Origin of the sequence: Mesorhizobium huakuii, from assembly GCF_030160235.1 — a bacterium.
Lineage (GTDB): Bacteria > Pseudomonadota > Alphaproteobacteria > Rhizobiales > Rhizobiaceae > Mesorhizobium > Mesorhizobium huakuii.
Genome location: NZ_BSNY01000021.1, coordinates 36,896 through 55,908, shown reverse-complemented (window position 1 = coordinate 55,908; position 19,013 = coordinate 36,896). Strand labels below are relative to the sequence as shown.

Annotated in this window: 19 protein-coding genes; 7 read left to right on the top strand and 12 right to left on the bottom strand. The window is 64.0% G+C overall.

Going from position 1 to position 19,013, the window contains the following annotated elements; all coding sequences use genetic code 11:
• Window positions 1–20 precede the first annotated feature (20 nt).
• Together QQK95_RS10520 and QQK95_RS10515 are read right to left on the bottom strand one after the other, a co-directional pair.
• Window positions 21–269: a hypothetical protein gene (locus QQK95_RS10520; RefSeq protein WP_284271974.1), complete on the bottom strand. Its 249-nt coding sequence runs from the start codon at window positions 267–269 to the stop codon at window positions 21–23.
• 30 nt (window positions 270–299) lie between these two features.
• Window positions 300–1,343 carry a DUF2059 domain-containing protein gene (locus tag QQK95_RS10515; protein WP_284271971.1) on the bottom strand — a complete coding sequence of 348 codons (1,044 nt, stop codon included), beginning with the start codon at window positions 1,341–1,343 and terminating at the stop codon, window positions 300–302.
• Here QQK95_RS10515 and QQK95_RS10510 point away from each other — a divergent pair.
• On the top strand, window positions 1,291–3,648 hold the full coding sequence (locus tag QQK95_RS10510) for a glucose/quinate/shikimate family membrane-bound PQQ-dependent dehydrogenase (protein ID WP_409371676.1): 2,358 nt from the start codon (window positions 1,291–1,293) through the stop codon (window positions 3,646–3,648). The genes QQK95_RS10515 and QQK95_RS10510 overlap by 53 nt on opposite strands.
• 32 nt (window positions 3,649–3,680) lie before the next feature.
• On the opposite strand, the gene QQK95_RS10505 is transcribed toward QQK95_RS10510, so the two are convergent.
• Both QQK95_RS10505 and QQK95_RS10500 read right to left on the bottom strand, forming a co-directional pair.
• Window positions 3,681–4,118, bottom strand: a complete 438-nt coding sequence (locus QQK95_RS10505) for a hypothetical protein (protein WP_284271967.1) — start codon at window positions 4,116–4,118, stop codon at window positions 3,681–3,683.
• A gap of 9 nt (window positions 4,119–4,127) precedes the next feature.
• A complete protein-coding gene (locus QQK95_RS10500) occupies window positions 4,128–4,283 on the bottom strand; it encodes a hypothetical protein (protein ID WP_284271965.1) in 156 nt (51 codons plus the stop codon).
• 281 nt (window positions 4,284–4,564) lie between these two features.
• Here QQK95_RS10500 and QQK95_RS10495 point away from each other — a divergent pair, with 281 nt between their 5' ends.
• Window positions 4,565–5,413 (top strand): dienelactone hydrolase family protein, encoded by an 849-nt coding sequence (locus tag QQK95_RS10495; protein ID WP_284272557.1) that lies wholly within the window; start codon window positions 4,565–4,567, stop codon window positions 5,411–5,413.
• Window positions 5,414–5,418: 5 nt separating this feature from the next.
• On the opposite strand, the gene QQK95_RS10490 is transcribed toward QQK95_RS10495, so the two are convergent.
• The 3 genes from QQK95_RS10490 to QQK95_RS10480 form a co-directional block, all read right to left on the bottom strand.
• Window positions 5,419–5,865: a response regulator gene (locus QQK95_RS10490; protein ID WP_284271963.1), complete on the bottom strand. Its 447-nt coding sequence runs from the start codon at window positions 5,863–5,865 to the stop codon at window positions 5,419–5,421.
• Window positions 5,858–7,009 carry a histidine kinase dimerization/phosphoacceptor domain -containing protein gene (locus QQK95_RS10485; RefSeq protein ID WP_284271961.1) on the bottom strand — a complete coding sequence of 384 codons (1,152 nt, stop codon included), beginning with the start codon at window positions 7,007–7,009 and terminating at the stop codon, window positions 5,858–5,860. Before QQK95_RS10485 ends, QQK95_RS10490 begins: the two co-directional genes overlap by 8 nt.
• A gap of 145 nt (window positions 7,010–7,154) precedes the next feature.
• Window positions 7,155–8,075: an EamA family transporter gene (locus tag QQK95_RS10480; protein WP_284271959.1), complete on the bottom strand. Its 921-nt coding sequence runs from the start codon at window positions 8,073–8,075 to the stop codon at window positions 7,155–7,157.
• A gap of 89 nt (window positions 8,076–8,164) precedes the next feature.
• On the opposite strand from QQK95_RS10480, the gene QQK95_RS10475 reads away from it, so the two are divergent.
• Window positions 8,165–8,644 carry an Lrp/AsnC family transcriptional regulator gene (locus tag QQK95_RS10475; protein WP_284271958.1) on the top strand — a complete coding sequence of 160 codons (480 nt, stop codon included), beginning with the start codon at window positions 8,165–8,167 and terminating at the stop codon, window positions 8,642–8,644.
• 49 nt (window positions 8,645–8,693) lie between these two features.
• Here the strand turns inward: QQK95_RS10475 and QQK95_RS10470 are convergent, their stop codons facing one another.
• On the bottom strand, window positions 8,694–8,891 hold the full coding sequence (locus QQK95_RS10470; RefSeq protein ID WP_284271956.1) for a hypothetical protein: 198 nt from the start codon (window positions 8,889–8,891) through the stop codon (window positions 8,694–8,696).
• 246 nt (window positions 8,892–9,137) lie between these two features.
• Complete coding sequence (locus QQK95_RS10465; protein ID WP_284271953.1) at window positions 9,138–9,617, bottom strand: thioesterase family protein; 480 nt, start codon at window positions 9,615–9,617, stop codon at window positions 9,138–9,140.
• Window positions 9,618–9,776: 159 nt separating this feature from the next.
• Here QQK95_RS10465 and QQK95_RS10460 point away from each other — a divergent pair, with 159 nt between their 5' ends.
• The 3 genes from QQK95_RS10460 (at window position 9,777) to QQK95_RS10450 (ending at window position 12,382) form a co-directional block, all read left to right on the top strand.
• The gene (locus QQK95_RS10460) at window positions 9,777–11,195 is read left to right on the top strand and encodes an FAD-binding oxidoreductase (RefSeq protein ID WP_284271950.1); all 1,419 of its coding nucleotides are present in this window, start codon (window positions 9,777–9,779) and stop codon (window positions 11,193–11,195) included.
• Window positions 11,196–11,699, top strand: a complete 504-nt coding sequence (locus QQK95_RS10455) for a hypothetical protein (protein ID WP_284271947.1) — start codon at window positions 11,196–11,198, stop codon at window positions 11,697–11,699. It abuts the gene before it with no gap.
• Between the two features lie 161 nt (window positions 11,700–11,860).
• Complete coding sequence (locus tag QQK95_RS10450; protein WP_284271944.1) at window positions 11,861–12,382, top strand: hypothetical protein; 522 nt, start codon at window positions 11,861–11,863, stop codon at window positions 12,380–12,382.
• Window positions 12,383–12,412: 30 nt separating this feature from the next.
• Here the strand turns inward: QQK95_RS10450 and QQK95_RS10445 are convergent, their stop codons facing one another.
• Window positions 12,413–13,399 carry a Dyp-type peroxidase gene (locus tag QQK95_RS10445; RefSeq protein WP_284271941.1) on the bottom strand — a complete coding sequence of 329 codons (987 nt, stop codon included), beginning with the start codon at window positions 13,397–13,399 and terminating at the stop codon, window positions 12,413–12,415.
• A 132-nt stretch (window positions 13,400–13,531) separates the two neighbouring features.
• Between QQK95_RS10445 and QQK95_RS10440 the strand changes: the two genes are divergently transcribed.
• Window positions 13,532–17,569, top strand: a complete 4,038-nt coding sequence (locus QQK95_RS10440; protein ID WP_284271938.1) for an AsmA family protein — start codon at window positions 13,532–13,534, stop codon at window positions 17,567–17,569.
• 93 nt (window positions 17,570–17,662) lie between these two features.
• Here QQK95_RS10440 and QQK95_RS10435 read toward each other — a convergent pair whose 3' ends face one another.
• Both QQK95_RS10435 and QQK95_RS10430 read right to left on the bottom strand, forming a co-directional pair.
• Complete coding sequence (locus tag QQK95_RS10435) at window positions 17,663–18,550, bottom strand: sigma-70 family RNA polymerase sigma factor (protein WP_284271936.1); 888 nt, start codon at window positions 18,548–18,550, stop codon at window positions 17,663–17,665.
• Between the two features lie 31 nt (window positions 18,551–18,581).
• Window positions 18,582–18,887: a hypothetical protein gene (locus QQK95_RS10430; RefSeq protein ID WP_284271934.1), complete on the bottom strand. Its 306-nt coding sequence runs from the start codon at window positions 18,885–18,887 to the stop codon at window positions 18,582–18,584.
• Window positions 18,888–19,013: the final 126 nt, after the last annotated feature.

Sequence of the window (19,013 nt, the reverse complement as noted above, 5' to 3'; positions counted from 1 at the left end):
GCTCCGCGATGCGGCAGGGCTTAACGCTTTGGTGGACCTTGGTAGAGATACCTGATGGGCAAGAACACGAGGCTGAACAAAATTCCGGCCAGCAGACCCCAATAGAGATAAGGGTCTTGCACTCGATCAAGCACATACAGACCGCCGCCATGTCTCGGGATGATGGCTTTGCCCATCCAAAGGAAAACGGCCACGACCAGCGTGCCGATGAGCATCTGTAACAGGAAGATGCCCACTAGGATGGGAGAGTATCGATTTTCGCCCGCCATTTAGCTCTCGCTCGCCTGAGATACCGTCGTTCAAGCCTTGCGGTCGCCGAGCGCCACGAAAAATCGATTGCCGAACGAGCGCGCCTCGTCCGTCATCACCGCGCCCAGGGCGACCTGCAACTGGTCGTAATAGCGGCTGCCGGCGGGCGAGGCCAGGAAGGCCTCATAGAGCTTCAGGTCGGCCATGGACATATCCCGGTAGATATAGGCTGCAGATTCCATGGCATCGTTGTCGATGTCACGGCGAAGCCCTTCGGTTTGCTTGCGCAGCAGAGCCATTACCTGGTCGTCGGGCAGGGGCTTTCCGGCCGCGCCCAGCATTTCGGAAAGCATCGCATAGCCCATGTTCAAGCCGACGGCTTCTCCGGTGTCGACGGCGCTGATATCGTCCATCATCTTCCTGTACAGAGCGAGCCTCGCCGGATCCCTGGATGGAAGCTCGCCGAGGATTTTGGCGCCCCCGATCTTCTTGGCCTCCCTTGCTTGCGGCGACGAAGCCTGGATCTCCAGCGCGGTGACCTGTTTGCCCAGGGGCGAAGCATAAAACGAGGCCAGGTCGGCCAGGTCCTTGGCGCTGAGCTTGTCCGCCATCCGGGCTTCGATGGCCGTTTCCATCTTCTCCGGGTCAAAAGCACCCTCCATGGCGGAGGCAAGGGCGTCCTTGACCTTTTGCGGCGGCGTTCCCGGCGCCGATTTCACCGCGGCGGTGAACCCCGGGCCAATGCCCATCAGCATCTCATGAAAGCCGTTCGCCTTGTTGATCTCGCTGATTGTCTGCGCCGGCGCGGCCACGGTGCCAGCAATGAGCGGGACGAGGCAGCAGAGCACAAGCGCCATACGCGTCAGTGGCGGAACGAGTGACGGCATTTTGCTTGCTCCACGGAAAAGATGATCCGTGGAGACTGCGGGAAAACCCTGATGCAGGCAAGATGGATTGCCACCTTGGCGTGTGGGCAGCTTGACAGGCGGGGCAGGCAGGAGAAAGCTGTGCGCAGGGCAGGAGCGGTGCACCGGGTTGCCCATGGCCGCGCAAGCGCGCAACAGTCGAAGGAGTATCATCTTGGCTGTCACCATCACCTCCCTCGTTCTCTTTCTCCTCGGTCTGGCGCTTGGTGGCGGTGGCATCTGGCTGGCATCGCTGGGGGGCAGTTGGTACTACATCGTTGTCGGCCTCGCCTTCCTGATCGCCGCCTGGCTGCTCTACCGGCGCCGGTCCACGGCGCTATGGCTCTATGCGGCGATCGTGCTCGGCACGCTGGCCTGGGCGGTCTGGGAAATCGGCTTCGATTGGTGGGAACTCGGCCCGCGCGGCGGCATCATCGTGCTGGTGGCACTGTGGCTGCTGACGCCATGGGCGCGGCGAGGCCTTGCCGGGCCCGACGGGCGCGCGCCGCTGATCCTGGCCGTGCTGGCATCGCTGGCGGTGGCCGGCTATTCGATGACGACGGACCCGAAGGACATTGCCGGCGCGCTCGACACCGACAAGGTGATCCCCAACGCCAATCTGGGCAATGATGTGCCGGCGGGCGAATGGCACTTCTACGGCCGCACGCAGTTCGGCCAGCGCTATTCGCCGCTCGACCAGATCACGCCGGACAATGTCGCCAATCTGCAGCCGGCCTGGATTTACCGCACCGGCGACGTGAAAGGGCCTGACGATATCGGCGAGACCACCTATCAGGTGACGCCGCTCAAGATCGGCGACACGCTCTTCATCTGCACGCCGCATAATTTCGCCATCGCGGTGGACGCCGCGACCGGCAAGGAGAAGTGGCGCTACGATCCCAAGATCAAGCTGGACAAGGACCGCCAGCACCAGACCTGCCGCGGCGTGTCCTACTATGCCGATGCCACCGGCGCCGCCGGCCAGCCTTGTGCTGCCCGCGTCTACCTGCCGACCTCGGATGCGCGGCTGATCGCGCTCGACGCCGCCAACGGGCAGGTCTGTCCCGCCTTCGCCGAGGGCGGTACGCTCAACCTGTTGACCGGCATGCCATACCCGAAGTCGGGCTATTACTACTCGACCTCGGCGCCGCTGATATCGGGCGGCAAGATCATCGTCGGCGGCGCGGTCAACGACAACTATTCGACGCAGGAGCCGTCGGGCGTCATCCGCGCCTATGATGCGAGCACAGGCAAACTGATCTGGAACTGGGATTCCGGCAATCCGGACCAGACGACGCCGCTGCCGGCCGGCCAGACCTACACCGCCAACTCGCCCAACATGTGGTCGACGCCGAGCGCCGACGAGAAGCTCGGCCTGCTCTATGTGCCGCTCGGCAACCAGACGCCGGACCAGCTCGGCGCCGGGCGCAGCGCCAATGTCGAGAAATTCTCCTCCTCGATCACCGCGCTCGACCTCAACACCGGGCAGTTGAAATGGGTGCGGCAAACCGTGCACCACGATCTCTGGGACATGGACGTGCCGGCGCAGCCGAGCCTGGTCGACATCACCAAGGCAGACGGTTCCGTCGTGCCTGCGCTGGTCGGGCCGACCAAGCAGGGCGACCTCTACGTGCTCGACCGGCGCACCGGCGAGCCGGTGATCGCGGTCAAGGAAGTGCCGGCGCCCGGCGGCGCCATCGAGGGAGACCACACGTCGCCGACGCAGCCTTCCTCCGATCTCTCCTTCAACCCGAAGCCGCTGACCGATGCCGATATGTGGGGCATCACCATGTTCGACCAGCTGGCCTGTCGCATCGCCTTCCACAAATTGCGCTATGAAGGCCGCTACACGCCGCCTTCGCTGCAGGGGTCGCTGGTCTATCCCGGCAATTTCGGCGTCTTCAACTGGGGCGGGGTGGCGGTCGATCCGGTGCGGCAGGTGATGTTCGGCATGCCGACCTATCTCGCCTTCACGTCCAGGCTCGTTCCCCGCGCGGACGTGCCGCCGCCGGGTGACAACACCAAGGGCAGCGAACAAGGGCTGAACCGCAATGAGGGCGCGCCCTACGCGGTGGTGATGGGACCGTTCCTGTCGCCGCTCGGCATTCCCTGCCAGGCGCCGCCCTGGGGTTACGTCGCCGGTGTCGACCTCAGGACAGGCACGATCAACTACAAGCACCGCAACGGCACCGTCTACGACATGACGCCGCTGCCGTTGCCGCTGAAGGTCGGCGTGCCCGGCATTGGCGGGCCGATGATCACCGCCGGTGGCGTCGCCTTCCTGGGTGCCGCGGTCGACGACTATCTGCGCGCCTACGACCTGACGTCAGGCAAGCAGCTCTGGCGGGCCCGATTGCCTGCCGGCGGGCAATCGACGCCGATGACCTACACGGTCGCCGACGGGCGCCAGTTCGTGGTCATCGTCGCCGGCGGCCACGGCTCGGTCGGCACCAAGCCCGGCGATTATGTGATGGCTTACGCGCTGCCGAAATAGCTGTGTCGCGCTAACCGAAAGCGGTCTTGGCGCTAGCCAAGTCCGAGATGGCTCTTCAGGCCGGGCACCGACCCCAGCACCTGGTTGGTCAAATCGGGGCCGGCGGCGGCTTCGGCCTGCTGGACAAGCGTAGCGCCGGCCTTCTGGATCTGCGCCAGATCGAGGCCGGATGCCTTCAGCGCGGCCAGGCCGTTGACCAGTGCGCCCGCCTTTTCGCCGAGAACCCCGCCAAGCGCGCCTTGCAGCGAGGACAGGAAGCCGCCGCCACCGCCGGCCGGGTTAGCGGCCATCACGTCATATTGGTGCGCAAGGTCGTCGGCGCCGGGAATCCTGGCGAAAAACGAAGAAGCGCTGGTGCCTTCCGCCTCGTGCTCCAGCACCGAGAAAATGGTGCCGACGACTTTTTCCGTCGTCGCCTGGTCGAGGCCCGCCTTTTGCGAGACGGTATTGACGATATCCTGGACGTTCATGATCTCACCTCAACCCTGGGTTTTCGTGTTTGCCGGATGGCGCTGGCGGCTGCGGACCCTGACCATGGATTTCCGGTTCGCCGCCACAACGGTTGCGCGCATCGCCAGAACGGCGGCTGCGGCAAGCATGAAGGCGGCTGTCAGGGTCGGCGAGGTCATGGTCATCAGTTTTCCTTTCACGTCAGGCCCTTCAGGACCGCGGCCGCGTCATGGACCGGCCGGATGACCAGTCTCCGCTACTATTGTGGCGGCGCCATCAAGATTTGTCGCCGATGACAAAATTGTGATGATGGTTGCCGCCGCTTGCCAGGGAACGGGAGTGTGACCGAGCCGTGACTGGACGATGCGGGCCTCGCCCCTATCTTGCGGACGCAAGGATACCAAAGTCGAGGAGCGCCCCCGTGACGAAATCCACCATCGCCGACAAGCCTGCCATCACCCAGGCGATGATCGACGCTTATGACGAATACACGCATCTGACGCTCGACCGCCGCCGCTTCATGGAACAATTGACCAGGCTTGCCGGATCGGGTGCGGCGGCGGCCGCGATCGCGCCGATGCTGGCGGCGAATTCAGCCCAGGCGGCGATCGTCGCCGAAAACGATGTCAGGGTGAAAGGCGAGGACATCACCTATCCCGGCAGCAGCAGTGAGATGAAGGGCTATCTGGTGAAGCCGGCAAACCAGGCCGGCAAGCTCGCCACGGTCATCGTCATCCACGAAAACCGGGGGCTCAACCCGCATATACGCGACGTCGCCCGGCGCGTGGCGCTGGAGGGGTTCGTGGCGCTTGCGCCGGATTTCCTGTCGCCGCTCGGCGGCACGCCGGATGACGAGGACAAGGCGCGCGACATGTTCACCAAGCTCGATCCGGCGCGGACCGTCGCCAACGCCGTGGCGACGGTCGCCTTCCTCAAGTCCGACAAGGACGGCAACGGCAAGGTCGGCGCCATCGGCTTCTGCTGGGGCGGCGGCACGGCCAACATGCTGGCCGTCAACGCGCCAGACCTCGCCGCCAGTGTCGCCTATTACGGCATGCAGCCGAAGGCCGCCGACGCCGCGAAGATCAAGGCCGCGCTGCTGCTGCACTATGCCGGCCTCGACGACCGCACCAATGCCGGCATCGATGCCTTCAAGAAGGAGCTCGACGCCGCGCATGTGGAATACACGGTCTATGTCTACGAAGGCGCCAACCATGCCTTCAACAACGATACGTCGGCGGCGCGCTACGACAAGAAGGCGGCCGATCTCGCCTGGGGCAGGACGATCGCTTTCCTGAAGCAGAAACTGGCGTAGGCAAGTCAGGCCGCGGGTGCCCAGACCGCCTCGAAGGCCGGCGACAGGGTGAAGCCGGCCGGCCGTGCGGAGACGGGCGGCGGGCGGCGTACGCCTTCCTGGAGGTAGCGCAACGCCGACGTCAGCCCGTTCATCGTATAGGGCTTGGCGATGACGCCGATCGCACCGGCGAAATGGTCGGGGATGCGCTTCGGATTGGCGGTCATGAACACCACCATCGAACGTTTCTTCTCGCCGATATAGTGGGCCACGTCGACGCCGGTCGGGCCGTCGGTGAGGTGGATGTCGACAAAAGCGATGTCGGCATCCGTGGACTCGATCATGCTTCTTGCTTCCGCCGAAGATGTCGCCCAGCCGACGACGCTATGGCCGGCCTCCTCGACGAGACTTTCCAGTTCCATCGCCAACAGCGCTTCATCCTCGACGATCAGGACCTTGAGCGGTTCAGTCATGAGAGAGTCCTTTTTGCTGCGGTTCGTTTGGCATCGAGATCACGACCTTGGTGCCGGGGCCGGCGTCACGCCACTCGATGTCGGCGTGCAACTGGCGGGCGAGCGATTTGATCAGCCGCATGCCGAACGAGGCATCGCCATTGGCTTCGGCCATGCCGACGCCGTCGTCGGACACCTCGATTTTGAAGTGGCCGTCGGGCTGGCTCATCTTGATGCCGATGCGACCCGCCGTGGTCCCGTCCGGTCCCTCCTTGAAAGCGTGCTTCAAGGCATTGGTGACGAGCTCATTGACCATCAGCGCGACAGGCGTCGCCTTCTCGGCTGAAATCACGATGGGATCGAGCTCGAGTTTCGGCTTGATTCCGGAGCGCCCCGACGCCGTCAGCAGATCCGTCACCAGGTCCTTGGCGAAATCCGAGACGTCGAACCGGCTGACATCCTTCGACTGGTAGAGCCGGCGATGCACGGTGCTCAGCGCCTCGATACGCTCCAGCATGGTGGCCAAGGAATGCCTGGTCGCCTCATCCTTTATGGTCCGGCGCTGCATGATGATCAGCGATGAGATCATCTGCAGATTGTTTTTCACCCGATGATCGACCTCGTGCAGCAAAGTGGTCTGCGCCTCCAGCGCTGCTTCCAGTTCCGCGGTGCGTTCCTTCACTGCTTTCTCGAAGCGGTCCTTGTCGGCGGTGATGCGATGCTCCGAGCGCTTGCGGTCCGAGACGTCGAGTTGCGAGGCGAAAAAGAACTGCACCTCGCCTTTGTCGTTGGAGACAGGGCTGATGTAGAGCGCGTTCCAGAAGGTCGAACCGTCCTTGCGATAGTTCAGGATGTCGACGCTGACATCGGCATTGTCCTCGATCGCCGTGCGGATCTGGGCGACAGCAGCCTTGTCGGTTTTCGGCCCTTGCAGGAAGCGGCAGTTCTTGCCCAGCACCTCGTGGCGTTCATAACCGGTCAGCCGCAGGAACGCGTCATTGGCAAAGACGATCGGGTTGTCGGGCCGCCGGGGATCGGTGATGACCATCGACATGCGGGTGGCGCGGATGGCCGCCGCGAACGGGTCGCCTTTGCCATGCTCGACATGAAGGTCGTCCGTCATGTGCCAAGCGTCGGCAGGCTCCCTGGTCCGTTTCCAGTCCATTGCTTCACTCCAAGCCGTTTTCGTGGGGATCAACGGCTCGAAGGCGCAATTGGTTCAATAATGGACGTCTTGTCGCAGTCAGGCGAGATCTGGAACCGACTCGGCACTTGTGCAAGCAATTGACGATAAACGGTTTTCTCGGTGTCTAGTCGCTGGATGGAGGCTTGTGGAAGGCGACGCCGGCGACCACCAGCGCGATCCCCAAGCAATCGCCGAGACTTGGAATCTGGCGCAGCACGATGACGCCGATCAACGTTGCCGTGACCGGCAGCAGCGACAGCATCAGCGCGAAACTCGAGCGCGGCAGGCGCGACATGGCAAGCTGGTCGCAGATATAGGGAATGACCGAAGAGCAGATGCCGACGCCGATGGCAGCGATCAGCAGCGGCGGTGAGAAAAACGCCGGCAGCGCGTCGGTCAAGCCGATCGGCAGCACGACGATGAAGGCGACCGCCATGGCGGCACCGAGGCCGGCAATGCCGTCGCCGGCGCCGGAACGGGCGACGCGATGGCCTAGCACGATGTAGCCGACGAACAGCGCGCCGTTGAGGAAGGCCCAGCACAGGCCGACGGGATCGCTGGACCATTTGACGTCGATGAGCAGCAAGGTGCCGGTGACGGCAACAGCAAGGGCGGCCAGGTTGCGGGCGCTCCTGAGGCCGATCAGCGCGACGCCGATGGTGCCGACGAATTCGATTGCCGCCACCAGCGAGATCGGCAAGCGGTCGAGCGCCAGGTAGAAGGAGCAGTTCATCACCGCGAGGCAGGCGCCAAAGGCCAGCAACAGCAGGCGTGTCTGGGGATTGGCGCGAGCGAAGCTGCGCCAGGGGCGCGTCAGCGGCGCGAAGATCAGCGCGGCGGTGGCGATGCGCAGCCACGCCATGCCAAGCACGCCGACATGCGGGAAAAGCAGCACGGCGAAGGCCGGGCCGAGATAGTGGAAGACGGCGCTGACGCCGAACCAGACATGCGGCGGCAGTCTGGTCGCCAGGCCGCCAAGGCCAGAGCCGGTGGAGGCGGGGGCAAGCGTGGGCCTTGCCGTGGGAGCTTGCGCTTGATCATTCATCGGATCAGTATCGCAGGCATTGTCCGCGATCTATATGGATGATGATTGATCAAACTGATCGCATCTATATCGAAAGCAAGGATTTGTCCGTGAAACGCCTTCGAACTGAAAATATCGATCTCGACGCGGCCGACATGAAGATCCTGCGCCTGCTGGAGAAGGATGCACGCGCCAGTACGGCGGAGCTGGCACGTTCGGTCGGCCTGTCGGCGCCGAGCGTCGCCGAGCGCATCAAGCGGCTGCAGGAAAACGGCGTGATCGAAGCCTATAGCGTCAGGATCAACCCTGCAGCCCTTGGTTTGAAGCTGTCGGCATGGCTGCGCATCCGGCCGGTGCCGGGGCAATTGTCCGTGGTGGCCGAAATCATCCGCGAACTGCCGGAGATCGCGCAATGCGACCGGGTGACCGGCGAGGATTGCTTCATCGCGCTCGCGCATGTCGGCTCGGTGGCTGAACTCGAACGGGTGATCGACCGCATCATTCCCTATGCGATGACCAACACGGCCATCATCCAGTCGTCACCGGTGGTGGCGCGCTCGCCGTTGGCGGCGGTGAAGCGTTTGCCGTGAACGGCGCGGTTTGATTGGTTGCCGGTGTTCGCGAGCGGTCTCGCCAGGGCTATGCGTGGCCGCGCTTCAGGCGGGCGCGCTTCAAGATGGTTCGCCAGCGGATCATGTCGAACGGGATCGGCTCGTTGTTGTTGGCAATGTGGAATATCTCGTTGTCGACGTTCTTTAGCGAACGCCAGAAATCATAGTCGGTGATGCGCGGATCAGCGGCCAGCCTGTCCACCTCGACCTTGATGTCGGTTTTCATGCACGTCCCTCGAACCGGCTTCGCCCCGCCGCTCGTATCGCAACTCGATGCGGACCGTTTTCGACCGCTCCGCTGAGTCGTTCAACGGCTCAATTGGCTTGTTCCCGTTAAAACCTCGGTAAGGTTAATGCGGGTGCCCGGCGGCTTCAAGCACTGGTGCCGGCCGATTTGAGGGGGCGGCGATTTTTGGATTGCCGGTGTGGCTTTGAGGTCCCCGTCACTTGTTCGGAGCGTGTCGGCTTTGCCCTATTTGCGTTTGATGCCGATCGAGCGACCGGCGCGTTCCGGCATCGGCAGCACCGAATGGACGGCGCGCATGGCTTCGATCTTGGCCATCACATCGGCGGGGAAGGGCGCGACCTTCGGCCCCGACATGTCGACATGCAGCGACAGCGTCTCGGAGGTGGCGGCCAGCCAGCCGTCGACATGGCGGATCTCCTGGTAGGCCCTGAGCCGCTTCTCGTCATGGTCGATGAGCTGGAAGGACACCTGGACCTTGTGGTCCAGATGCAGTTCCTGGACGTAGCAGACATGGACTTCGGCGGTGTAGATGGTGAGACGGCGCTGTTTCACGTAGTCCAGCCCCATGCCCATCGCCTCGAAGGCCTCGTCCGAGCAGCGGTCGAACAGCACGTTGTAATAGGCCATGTTGAGATGGCCATTGTAGTCGATCCAGTCCTTCTCGATGTCCATGGGCTTGGAGACGAAGGGGGCGGGGATGGACATTGAAACTTCCTTGTTCTGGCGCTGGACAAATTGTGGCTGCGAAGACTCTATTCTGACGCAATTCCGAACGGAAAACCGCTTCACACTTTTCCTGGAATTGCTTTAGGCATCCATAGCTGCATAACAGACGTGGGCGCTGGTCCATTCGCGGAGGAATTCATGGCTCTGAGCGACCTCAATCCGGTCGAACGCAACGAGGAAGGCATCGCGGCGGTGCTCGGCATCCTCAAGCAGCAGCTGGGCGAGCGCTTTCAGACCGGGCAGGCGATCCGCTCCCAGCACGCGCACACCACCACCTATATCCCGACGCAGGCGCCCGACGGCGTTGCTTTCCCGGAAACGACGGCCGAGGTGCAGGAGATCGTGCGCGCCTGCGCCGCTCATCGCGTGCCGGTGATCGCCTTTGGCGTCGGTTCCTCGCTGGAGGGCCATACCAACGCACCCGGCGGCGGCATCTCGGTCGACACCTCGCGCATGAACCGCATTTTGGCCGTCAATCCGCAGGATCTCGACTGCACGGTCGAGCCCGGCGTGACGCGCGAGGATTTGAACCGGCATCTGCGCGACACCGGCCTGTTCTTCCCCATCGATCCCGGCGCCAATGCCTCGCTCGGCGGCATGGCGGCGACGCGGGCGTCCGGCACCAATGCGGTGCGCTACGGCACGATGCGCGAGAACGTGCTGTCGCTGACCGCCGTCATGGCCGATGGCGAGACGGTGACGACCGGCAAGCGGGCGAAAAAGAGCTCGGCCGGCTACGATCTGACGCGGCTGCTGGTCGGCTCGGAAGGCACGCTCGGCATCATCACCTCGCTGACGCTGAAGCTGCAGGGCATTCCTCAGGCGATCTCCGGCGGCGTCTGCCCGTTCCCGAACGTCGAAGCGGCCTGCAATGCCGTCATCGCGACGATCCAGATGGGCATTCCGGTGGCGCGCATTGAACTGGTCAATGCGCTGCAGATGCGAGCGATGAAGAATTATTCCAAGCTCGATTATCCCGAGAGCCCGTGCCTGTTCGTCGAATTCCACGGCAGCGATGCCGGCGTCGCCGAACAGGCCGAGACCTTCGGCATGATCGCCGAGGAGAATGGCGGCGGACCGTTCATGTGGACCAGTGTCGCCGAGGAACGCACCAAGCTGTGGAAGGCCAGGCACGATGCCTACTGGGCCTCGTTGACGCTGCGGCCGGGCGCCAAGGGCCTGTCGACCGATGTCTGCGTGCCGATCTCGCGCTTTGCCGAATGCGTCACCGAGACCGAGGCCGACATCGCCGAGATGGGCCTGATCGCGCCGATCGTCGGCCATGCCGGCGACGGCAATTTTCACGTGCTGGTGCTGATGGATGTCAACGACCCCAAGGAGATCGCGCTGTCTGAAAAATTCGTCGCGCGGCTCAACCTGCGGGCGATCGCCATGGACGGCACCTGCACCGGCGAGCATGGCATCGGCCAGGGGAAGATCGGTTTCATGCGCAGCGAGCTTGGTCACGGCGTCGACATCATGCGCACCATCAAGAAGGCGCTGGATCCGCTAAACATCATGAATCCGGGCAAGATATTGCCGGACGGCGACCACTAGATGTCGATTGCCGAGACCTTGCTGCCGATCAAGGTGCCGCTCATGTCCGCCGGCGCGCCGCTGCCTCATGTGTTTGCGGATGAAGGCAGGCTTCTCATAGCCTACCTCGCCAATGCTCCAGATCCATCCTTCGATGGCACGAATCCGCGCTCGGTTTCGCCGCTGACAGGCAACCAGTCAGTCGCCATCCTGACGGCAGACCCTTATCTGACATTTCAGTTCGGCCCGCCGAATGACGAGGCCATCAGCGGCCATCGTCTCTATCCGTCGGGCTTGCGGGCCTACGAGGCATTCGAGGTCTGCAACTCGTCGTGGATAGCCTCGCTGGAAAAGGCAAATCGGGTTCATTCGTCCCATACACCCGAGCTGTATTCAGACTATCGGCACTTCATTTTGACGTTCCACGACTCCACTCTGGAGTTTATCGCCAAGAGTTTCTCGACAAGCCTTCGCAAGGGAGCGGTTTTGACTGCGCTGATGGAGGCTGCCGGAGAGGGCGCCTGAACTCTCCAGGCGAAGGTCTCGCAAGCTCGCCTCGTGCGATACCCAAGACAACTCGAACGCGCCGGGACAAAAAGGTTCGTCTTGACCGCGCCGCCATTCGGGTCGAGGCTCCTTGCGCGGCAGGTCTGATAAGTCAGTGTTGCCAGCGGAGGAGAACTGTCATGGCCATTTCACGCAAGGAAGAAGCGCGCGCGTTGAGTGCCGACGAAAAGGAACTGGTGGAGAAATCGCACCATCCGGCGGTGCAGGAGCTTTCCGACGCCGACCTTTCCGGCCTGGTCAAGCTGCTGCGCGAGCGGCGCGACAAGGCGCAGGCCGAAGCACATCGCCGGCGCCGTGAAATACGCGGCAAGGGCGCGCCGAAAGGGGCTGCCATTTCAAAGGCCGATGGCGGTTCGCAGGTCAAGCTGGCGGTGCTGGCGATGGCGATGCGGCGGCTGAATGGCGAGGCCGAAAGGCGGCGCCAACTGGCGGCTCGCGTTTCACTCGTCGGAAATGCGCGCAAGGCGCTGGCGATGAAGCAAAATGCGCCGGCGGACGGCCCCGCGCACAATTCGCGGACAGCTCACAAGGGCATGCGGGCCGTGGCCAACGGGCGGGCGCCGAAGCTGGTCAGGCCGGCGGAACTCGGTCGGCAGCGCAAGGCGGGCAAGGTGGCGCAAGCCAAGCGCGACGCACGCTGATCCCTGCGACAAGGGCTGTCGGCAGCCGCTTTACCGTGCTGCGGGAAGCTGATGCTGCGCGCCCTCGACAAGGGCCTGCAGCATCGGGCGGGTCGGCGCGAAAAATGTCGTGCCGGTCTGCGGTGCCGAGACATCGAGCAGGCGGTCGTAGGCGCCCGGCGGGTCGCCGACATACATGCGCTGCAGCATTTTCTCGGTGACCCACAGATACCTGGAATAGCCGATGAAGTAGGTGCCGAACTCATTCTGCCCGGGCCTGCCGAACGGCATGTTGTCGCGCAATATGTCGTATTCGTTGCCGTCGGCATCCTCGATGGTGGCCAGCGACTTGTGCGATTTGCGCGGCGCGTCGTCATCGTCGATCTCGATGTTGTCGACCTTGGTGCGACCGATGATCGCCTCCTGCTCGGGCGTCGGAATGCGCGCCCAGGCCTGCATGTCGTGCAGGTATTTCTGCACGACGACATAGGAGCCGCCGGCAAAGTCGCCATCCTCGTCGCCGATCAGCGCCGAGGCGGGTAGGTCGATGCCGGTCGGATTGGCGGTGCCGTCGATGAAGCCGAGCAGGTCCCGGGCATCGAAATAGCGAAAGCCGGTCACTTCGTCGACGACGGTCACATCGGGACCAAGGCGGTCGAGCAGGATACGCTCGAACTCGAAGCACATGTCTGATCGTTCGGCCCGGATGTGGAAGAGAAGGTCGCCCGGCGTCGATGGCGCCGAATGGACCGCACCCTTGATGGGCGCGAACGGTTTCAGCTCCAGTGGCCGCCGGCCGGGGCTGAGACGGTCCCAGAGATCGCTGCCGATGCCGGCAATGCACGACAGGCGGCCGCCGAGGTCGCGGAAGCCGACAGTCTTGACCAGATCGTCAAGTTCGCCGAGCACGGAACAAATCCTGGCCAGGGCCGGCTGATCGCCGGCGACGGTGACGACGAGGAAAATCGCCGATTGCGAAAGCGGCGCATCGACGCTCTGCGCGTCGATCGGCACGCGATCCCAGTTCTTGCCCGACATTCAAGAATCTCCGCTTTTGCCGGATTTGTTTCAGATCGTCCGGGATGACGCAATACTGGATGAATTGCCTCTTTATCGACACGCGGATGCGGGTAGAGTGCGGCAGAATTTCAATCAACCTGTTCGGAGCTGATGCTCGCACGCCTGTTCGTGATCTTCGGTGGCCTGTTCGTGCTGGTGCTGTGCGCGGCGCTGGTGGTCCCGTACTTTGTCGACTGGACCGGCTACCGCTCCCAGTTCGAGCGCGAGGCAAGCGCCATCCTCGGCCGCAAGGTGACCGTGCAGGGCGACGCCACGGCAAGGCTGCTGCCATTTCCCTCGGTGACCTTCTCCAACGTTGCCGTTTCCGGTGGCCCCAATGGCCAGCCGGCCATGACGGTCGAGACGTTTTCGATGGATGCGGAACTGGCGCCTTTCCTGCGCGGCGAGGTGCTGATCTTCGACATGCGGCTGGTGCATCCGAAGGCGACCATCGACATTGCCAATGACGGCACCGTCGACTGGGCGATGCGGCCGTCCTCGCCCTTCGACCTCAACCAGATCTCGATCGAGAAGCTGACGGTTACGGAAGGCCAGATCGAACTGCGCCATGCCGCCGGCGGACGCAGCCACATCTTTTCCGAGATCAATTCGACCATTTCGGCCAAGTCGCTGGCCGGCCCGTGGCGCATGGACGGCACGTTGCGATTGGACGGATTGCGCACCACGATCGCTGCATCGACCGGCAAGGCCGAGGGCAACGGCCAGATGCGGCTGCGGCTGAAGGCCGATCCCGACGCCTATCCGCTGGTGATCGAAACCGACGGCAATGCCGGCATCGTCAAAGGTGCCGCCGTCTATTCCGGCCAGTTCAAGATTTCCGGCGCCGACAAGAATTCAGCCCAATTGCGCGGCACCGATGGCGAGACGGTGAAGGTCAGCACCGGCAAGCCCGATCCGGGCTTTCGGCTGAACGGCAAGTTCTCGCTCGACCACCAGAAGCTTGGCGTCGACGAGTTCCGTTTCGAGACGGGGCCGCTGGACAATCCCTACACGGCCGACGGCAAGGCCTCGGTCGATCTCGGCCAGAAGCCGAACTTCGCCATCGAGGCCAATGGCGCGCAGGTGCAGTTCGACGAGGCTGTGGGCGCCCAGGCCGGTGCAGGCCTGACGCTCGACCAGCGCATCGCCGGGCTGGAGCAGGCGCTGCTCGATCTGCCGAAGCCGACCATTCCCGGCACCGTCGAGGTCAAGCTGCCGGCGGTGGTGGCCGGCGACACCACGGTGCGTGATGTCCATCTGTCCGCCGAGCCCGTTGAGAGCGGCTGGTCGATCAAATCGCTTGCCGCGACCTTGCCGGGCCGCACCACGCTGGAAGCCGATGGCATGCTTGCGCTCAATGTACAGGGCCATTTCGGCTTCACCGGCTCGCTGCTGCTGGCCGTGGCGCAGCCATCCGGTTTTGCCGCCTGGCTGTCGAAAGATGTCGACGAGGCGATCCGCCGTCTGCCCGCCGCCGGCTTCAAGGCCAAGGTCGACCTGACGGAAAACCATCAATCCTTCAGCGATCTCGAATTGATCCTGGGCAAGGCGAAGTTCTCCGGCCGCATCGATTCCAGCCAGCCTGACGAAGCCCGGCCTTCGGTGCTGATGCGGCTCGAAGGCGGTGAACTCGATGTCGACGGGCTGGCGGCCTTCGCCTCGATCTTCGTCAGCGACAAGGGCGCCAACCGCTTTGCCGACCGCGATCTCGATTTCCAGATCAAGGCCGGGCCGGTCAGCGCCGGCGGGTTGACCGCCGACACGGTCGACACCGCGCTCAGGCTGCGCGACGGCCTGCTCGAAGTCGACCGGCTGTCGGTCGGCGGGTTGGCCGGCGCCTCGATCAGCGCCACGGGGCGGATCAAGGATTTCCCGGCGAGCCCGACCGGCAAGCTCGATGCATCGGTTGTCGCCGTCGATTTGAAGCCGCTGATCGACGTCGCCGCGCAGCATTATCCGGACAATGCTGTGCTGAAGGGGCTGGCGAGCCGCGCTGCTGCCTATCCCGACCTGTTCCAGGATGCACGCGTCGACCTCGTGGCGAGTGCCGCCGACAATGGCGATGGCACGACGGGCCTGGCGGTGAGCGGGCAAGGCAAGGCTGGCGGCTCGGCGTTTTCGGCCTCGCTGTCGGGGAAGGGCGCGCCGGACAAGCTTCTCGAGGCGCCGGTGGCACTGACCTTCAACGCCAAGAACCCCGACGCGACCGCGCTGCTGGCGCTTTACGGCCTGCCGGCGCTGCCGCTGGGCATGCTGGGCGAGGCAACGACCGACATCCAGGCCAAAGGCACGTTGGGCGGCGGGCTGGCGACGACTTTCAGCCTTGCCGGCAATGACTTCAAGGCCAGCTTCGAGGGAACCGTCGCCGACACGCCGCAGGGGCCTGCCGCCAAGGGCAAGATCAACCTCGATGCGGCCGACATCGAACCGTGGCTGATGACGTCGGGCATCGGCCTGCCGGGCATGGGGGCGGGCATGTCGACATCGCTCTCGGCACAGGGCGACTATGGCAACGGCCTGCTGGTGCTGGACAATGTCAGTGGCGCGATCAACGAGGCCGCGGTGTCGGGCGACGTCAACATCGACGCCAAGGACGGCGTGCCGCATCTGGCCGGCGCGCTGGCACTCGACGAGCTCGATCTCGATCCGATGGCCGTGGCACTGTTCGGCGATTCCGCTTTCCTTGCCGACAAGAGTGGGGCCGACAAGAGTGGGGCCGACAAGAGTGGGGCCGACAAGAGTGGGGCCGACAAGAGTGGGGCCGACAAGAGTGGGGTCGACAAAAGTGGGGTCGACAAGGGCGGCGCTTGGCCGGCAGCCCCTTTCAGCCAGAAGTCCAGCCTGCCGTTCACCGCCAATCTCGACCTGACGACGGCAGCCCTCGCCGCCGGACCATTCGCCACCGCCTATGACGCCGCCTTTTCGCTGAAGCTCGACCAGGAAGGCATCCGCGTTTCGGACCTCAAGGCGAAATTCCTTGGCGGGGCGCTGACCGGCCTGTTCGAATTGAAGAACAATGAGGGCACCGGGCTTTTCACCGGCCAGATGAAGCTCGCGGGCGCCGATCTGGCAAATGTGCTGCCGGATACCGGCATTGGCGGCGTCGGCGATTTCTCGACGACGCTGTCGACCAGTGGCAAGTCTGTCGATGCGATGATCGCCGCCCTCTCGGGTTCCGGCACGGCGACGCTCAAGGGGTTGCAGGTCGCCGGCGTCAATCCCGACGCGTTCAGTGCTTTGCTGGCCAAGGCGGACGCGATCGGACGCGACATCGACGCGGCCAAGACCGCCGGCTTCGCGCCCGATATCGCCGCCGATGGCAATTTCCCCGCCGGGAATGCCGACATCGCCTTCACGATCGCCGGCGGTACGTTGAGGGCGCCGCCGATCAGCCTCGAAAATCCGGCGGCGACCTTGTCCGCCGATGTCACGGCCGATCTCAACACCAGCACGGTCTCCGCCAAGGGCGCCATCACCTACCGGCCCGGCGACGAGGCGCTGGTCGGCTCCGAGCCGGTCGTCAATTTAACCGCCGAAGGGCCGTTCGGCGCCATCAAGCGGCAGTTCGACAGCGAGCCTTTGGCGCAGTTCCTGACCCAGCGCGCGCTGGAGAAGGAGCAGCAGCGCGTCGAGGCGATGCAGGCGGCGTTGCTGGAGAAGCAGCGGCTGCGGCGCGAGGTGCGCCACTACGCGGCGCTGCAGGACGCGCGCGACAAGGCCGCCGAGGAACTGCGCCAGCAGGAAGAGGCGGCGCGGCTGAAAGCCGAGGCAGACGCCAAGGCGAAAGCGGAGGCTGAAGCTCAGGCGCAGGCTGAAGCGGATGCCAAGGCGAAGGCCGACGCGGAAGCGAAAGCCAAGGCCGATGCCGACGCGAAAGCCAAAGCGGATGCCGATGCGAAGGCCGCGGCCGAGCAGCAGGCCGCCGACGAAGCGGCCAAGGCAAAGGCCGAGCAGGAACGCCAGAAGGCGGAAGAGGCGATGCGCATCGCCACGCAGAAAAAGGCCAGGCTTGAGGCCGAGCGCAAGGCGGCTGAACAGGCGCCCAAGGCCGAGCCTGCGCCATTGCCGGAAGCCAACGACAACCCGCCGCCGGCCAAGCCGAAGTCCAACCCGTTCACGATCGACAATCTGCTGAAGTCTTTGCAGTAGCCCTGGGCGGTAGGCAGCAGGCAGCAGGCAGCAGGCAGCAGGCAGCAGGCAGCAGGCAGCAGGCAGCAGGGGCGAAGGCTTCCCGAAATCGTTTCAAAGAACGAGCATCTCGGCGCTTTCGGCGACGTAGCGGGCGTGGCGGAAATCGCGGATGGCGGCGAGCCTGCCGACCTGCCAGGCCAGCAGGATGAAATAGGCGGGCCGGGCCGTCGGGTCGTTGGGATCGCGGACGAGGATTGCCGGCCTGTTTTCAACGAAGCCAGGTACGAGATGCCAATCGCGCACCCTGGAATAGTTGCCGAAATAGGTGCCGACTTCCTTCCGGCCGTTGAGCCGTGTCCTGGCCACCAGTTCGAGCCGGACTTCCTCGGCCAGCATGTCGCGCACCGCGTCGAAATCACGGGCATTGAAGCGATCGATGTAGGCGTTGAGCAACTGGCGTTCCGCGGCGCCCAGTCTCGGGAGAGGCCGGTCGTCCGGCTCGTGCGCAATCTGGCGCAGCCGGTCGCGGCCGCGATGCAGTGCGGCCTTGACCGCGGGGATGCTGGTATCGAGCGTGGCGCTGATCTCCTGCAAGGAGTAGCCCAGAACGTCCATCATGATGACGCTGCTTCGCTGCGTGACGGGAAGGCGCATGAAAGTATGCAGCCCCGCGGAAGCGGCCAGGCGATCGATGGTGGGATTCGCCGGGTCGACGATCATGTCCAAATCCTCGTCGGAATAGGCCTTTTCGCGGGCGCGGCGGCGCAGGAAATCGAGCGCCGTATTGTGGGCGATGCGAAACAGCCAGCCTTCCGGATTGGCGATCGGGCCGGCACCGGGCAAAGCCTCGATCGCCTTGGCCAGCGCCTCCTGCAACACGTCCTCGCCATCGAAGACCGAGCCCGTCATGCGGGCGCAGTAGCGGTGCAGCTTGGGGCGCAATTCCCCAAGCAGGCGCTCGAAGTGCCCATGTTGCCCGCCAGCTATGGGAATGTTCATGAGCCTCCGTTCTGCGGCCTCGTCTGCCTCGTCATGTGTCCAGCATCCGGTAGCTGCCTACCACGGTCATCTCGTCGCGTTGCGGAGGTTCGCTGCAGCGATCCGTGAAGCCGCTTTGAAAAGCCTTGAATGTGGCCAGGCCGGTGATGCTATCAGAATGCGCATCGGTCTGCGTTTCGACCAGATGGATGAATGTCCCGTCGGCGGACCGCAAGGTCATGTAGCGGACGCCGTCCGGCGATTTGGCGCGCAATTCCTGGAAAACCGCCTGGATCAGCCGCTCGTTCTCATCGGCTCGTTCGGGCTTCATCTTGTAGCGTATCAGATGGCGTTTCATCGCTGGTCGTCCTCTCGATTGCCTTGCGCCCCTTTGAGGCTTTCATCCCCTAGACGTTGCGGCGAGGTCAAAGGATTCGGGCGTCGAAAAAATGATGAATGCCATCCGGCGCAAGGCGCCTGAGCT

What these genes read in the sequence shown, in the direction of transcription:
- QQK95_RS10485 (WP_284271961.1), bottom strand. Translation starts at nt 7,009, where the DNA reads ATGGACTGGAAACGGACCAGGGAGCCTGCCGACGCTTGGCACATGACG.
- QQK95_RS10460 (WP_284271950.1), top strand. Translation starts at nt 9,777, where the DNA reads ATGGCTCTGAGCGACCTCAATCCGGTCGAACGCAACGAGGAAGGCATC.
- QQK95_RS10480 (WP_284271959.1), bottom strand. Translation starts at nt 8,075, where the DNA reads ATGAATGATCAAGCGCAAGCTCCCACGGCAAGGCCCACGCTTGCCCCC.
- QQK95_RS10445 (WP_284271941.1), bottom strand. Translation starts at nt 13,399, where the DNA reads ATGTCGGGCAAGAACTGGGATCGCGTGCCGATCGACGCGCAGAGCGTC.
- QQK95_RS10490 (WP_284271963.1), bottom strand. Translation starts at nt 5,865, where the DNA reads ATGACTGAACCGCTCAAGGTCCTGATCGTCGAGGATGAAGCGCTGTTG.
- QQK95_RS10500 (WP_284271965.1), bottom strand. Translation starts at nt 4,283, where the DNA reads ATGACCATGACCTCGCCGACCCTGACAGCCGCCTTCATGCTTGCCGCA.
- QQK95_RS10450 (WP_284271944.1), top strand. Translation starts at nt 11,861, where the DNA reads ATGGCCATTTCACGCAAGGAAGAAGCGCGCGCGTTGAGTGCCGACGAA.
- QQK95_RS10440 (WP_284271938.1), top strand. Translation starts at nt 13,532, where the DNA reads ATGCTCGCACGCCTGTTCGTGATCTTCGGTGGCCTGTTCGTGCTGGTG.
- QQK95_RS10435 (WP_284271936.1), bottom strand. Translation starts at nt 18,550, where the DNA reads ATGAACATTCCCATAGCTGGCGGGCAACATGGGCACTTCGAGCGCCTG.
- QQK95_RS10470 (WP_284271956.1), bottom strand. Translation starts at nt 8,891, where the DNA reads ATGAAAACCGACATCAAGGTCGAGGTGGACAGGCTGGCCGCTGATCCG.
- QQK95_RS10495 (WP_284272557.1), top strand. Translation starts at nt 4,565, where the DNA reads ATGATCGACGCTTATGACGAATACACGCATCTGACGCTCGACCGCCGC.
- QQK95_RS10515 (WP_284271971.1), bottom strand. Translation starts at nt 1,343, where the DNA reads ATGGTGACAGCCAAGATGATACTCCTTCGACTGTTGCGCGCTTGCGCG.
- QQK95_RS10505 (WP_284271967.1), bottom strand. Translation starts at nt 4,118, where the DNA reads ATGAACGTCCAGGATATCGTCAATACCGTCTCGCAAAAGGCGGGCCTC.
- QQK95_RS10520 (WP_284271974.1), bottom strand. Translation starts at nt 269, where the DNA reads ATGGCGGGCGAAAATCGATACTCTCCCATCCTAGTGGGCATCTTCCTG.
- QQK95_RS10455 (WP_284271947.1), top strand. Translation starts at nt 11,196, where the DNA reads ATGTCGATTGCCGAGACCTTGCTGCCGATCAAGGTGCCGCTCATGTCC.
- QQK95_RS10430 (WP_284271934.1), bottom strand. Translation starts at nt 18,887, where the DNA reads ATGAAACGCCATCTGATACGCTACAAGATGAAGCCCGAACGAGCCGAT.
- QQK95_RS10510 (WP_409371676.1), top strand. Translation starts at nt 1,291, where the DNA reads ATGGCCGCGCAAGCGCGCAACAGTCGAAGGAGTATCATCTTGGCTGTC.
- QQK95_RS10465 (WP_284271953.1), bottom strand. Translation starts at nt 9,617, where the DNA reads ATGTCCATCCCCGCCCCCTTCGTCTCCAAGCCCATGGACATCGAGAAG.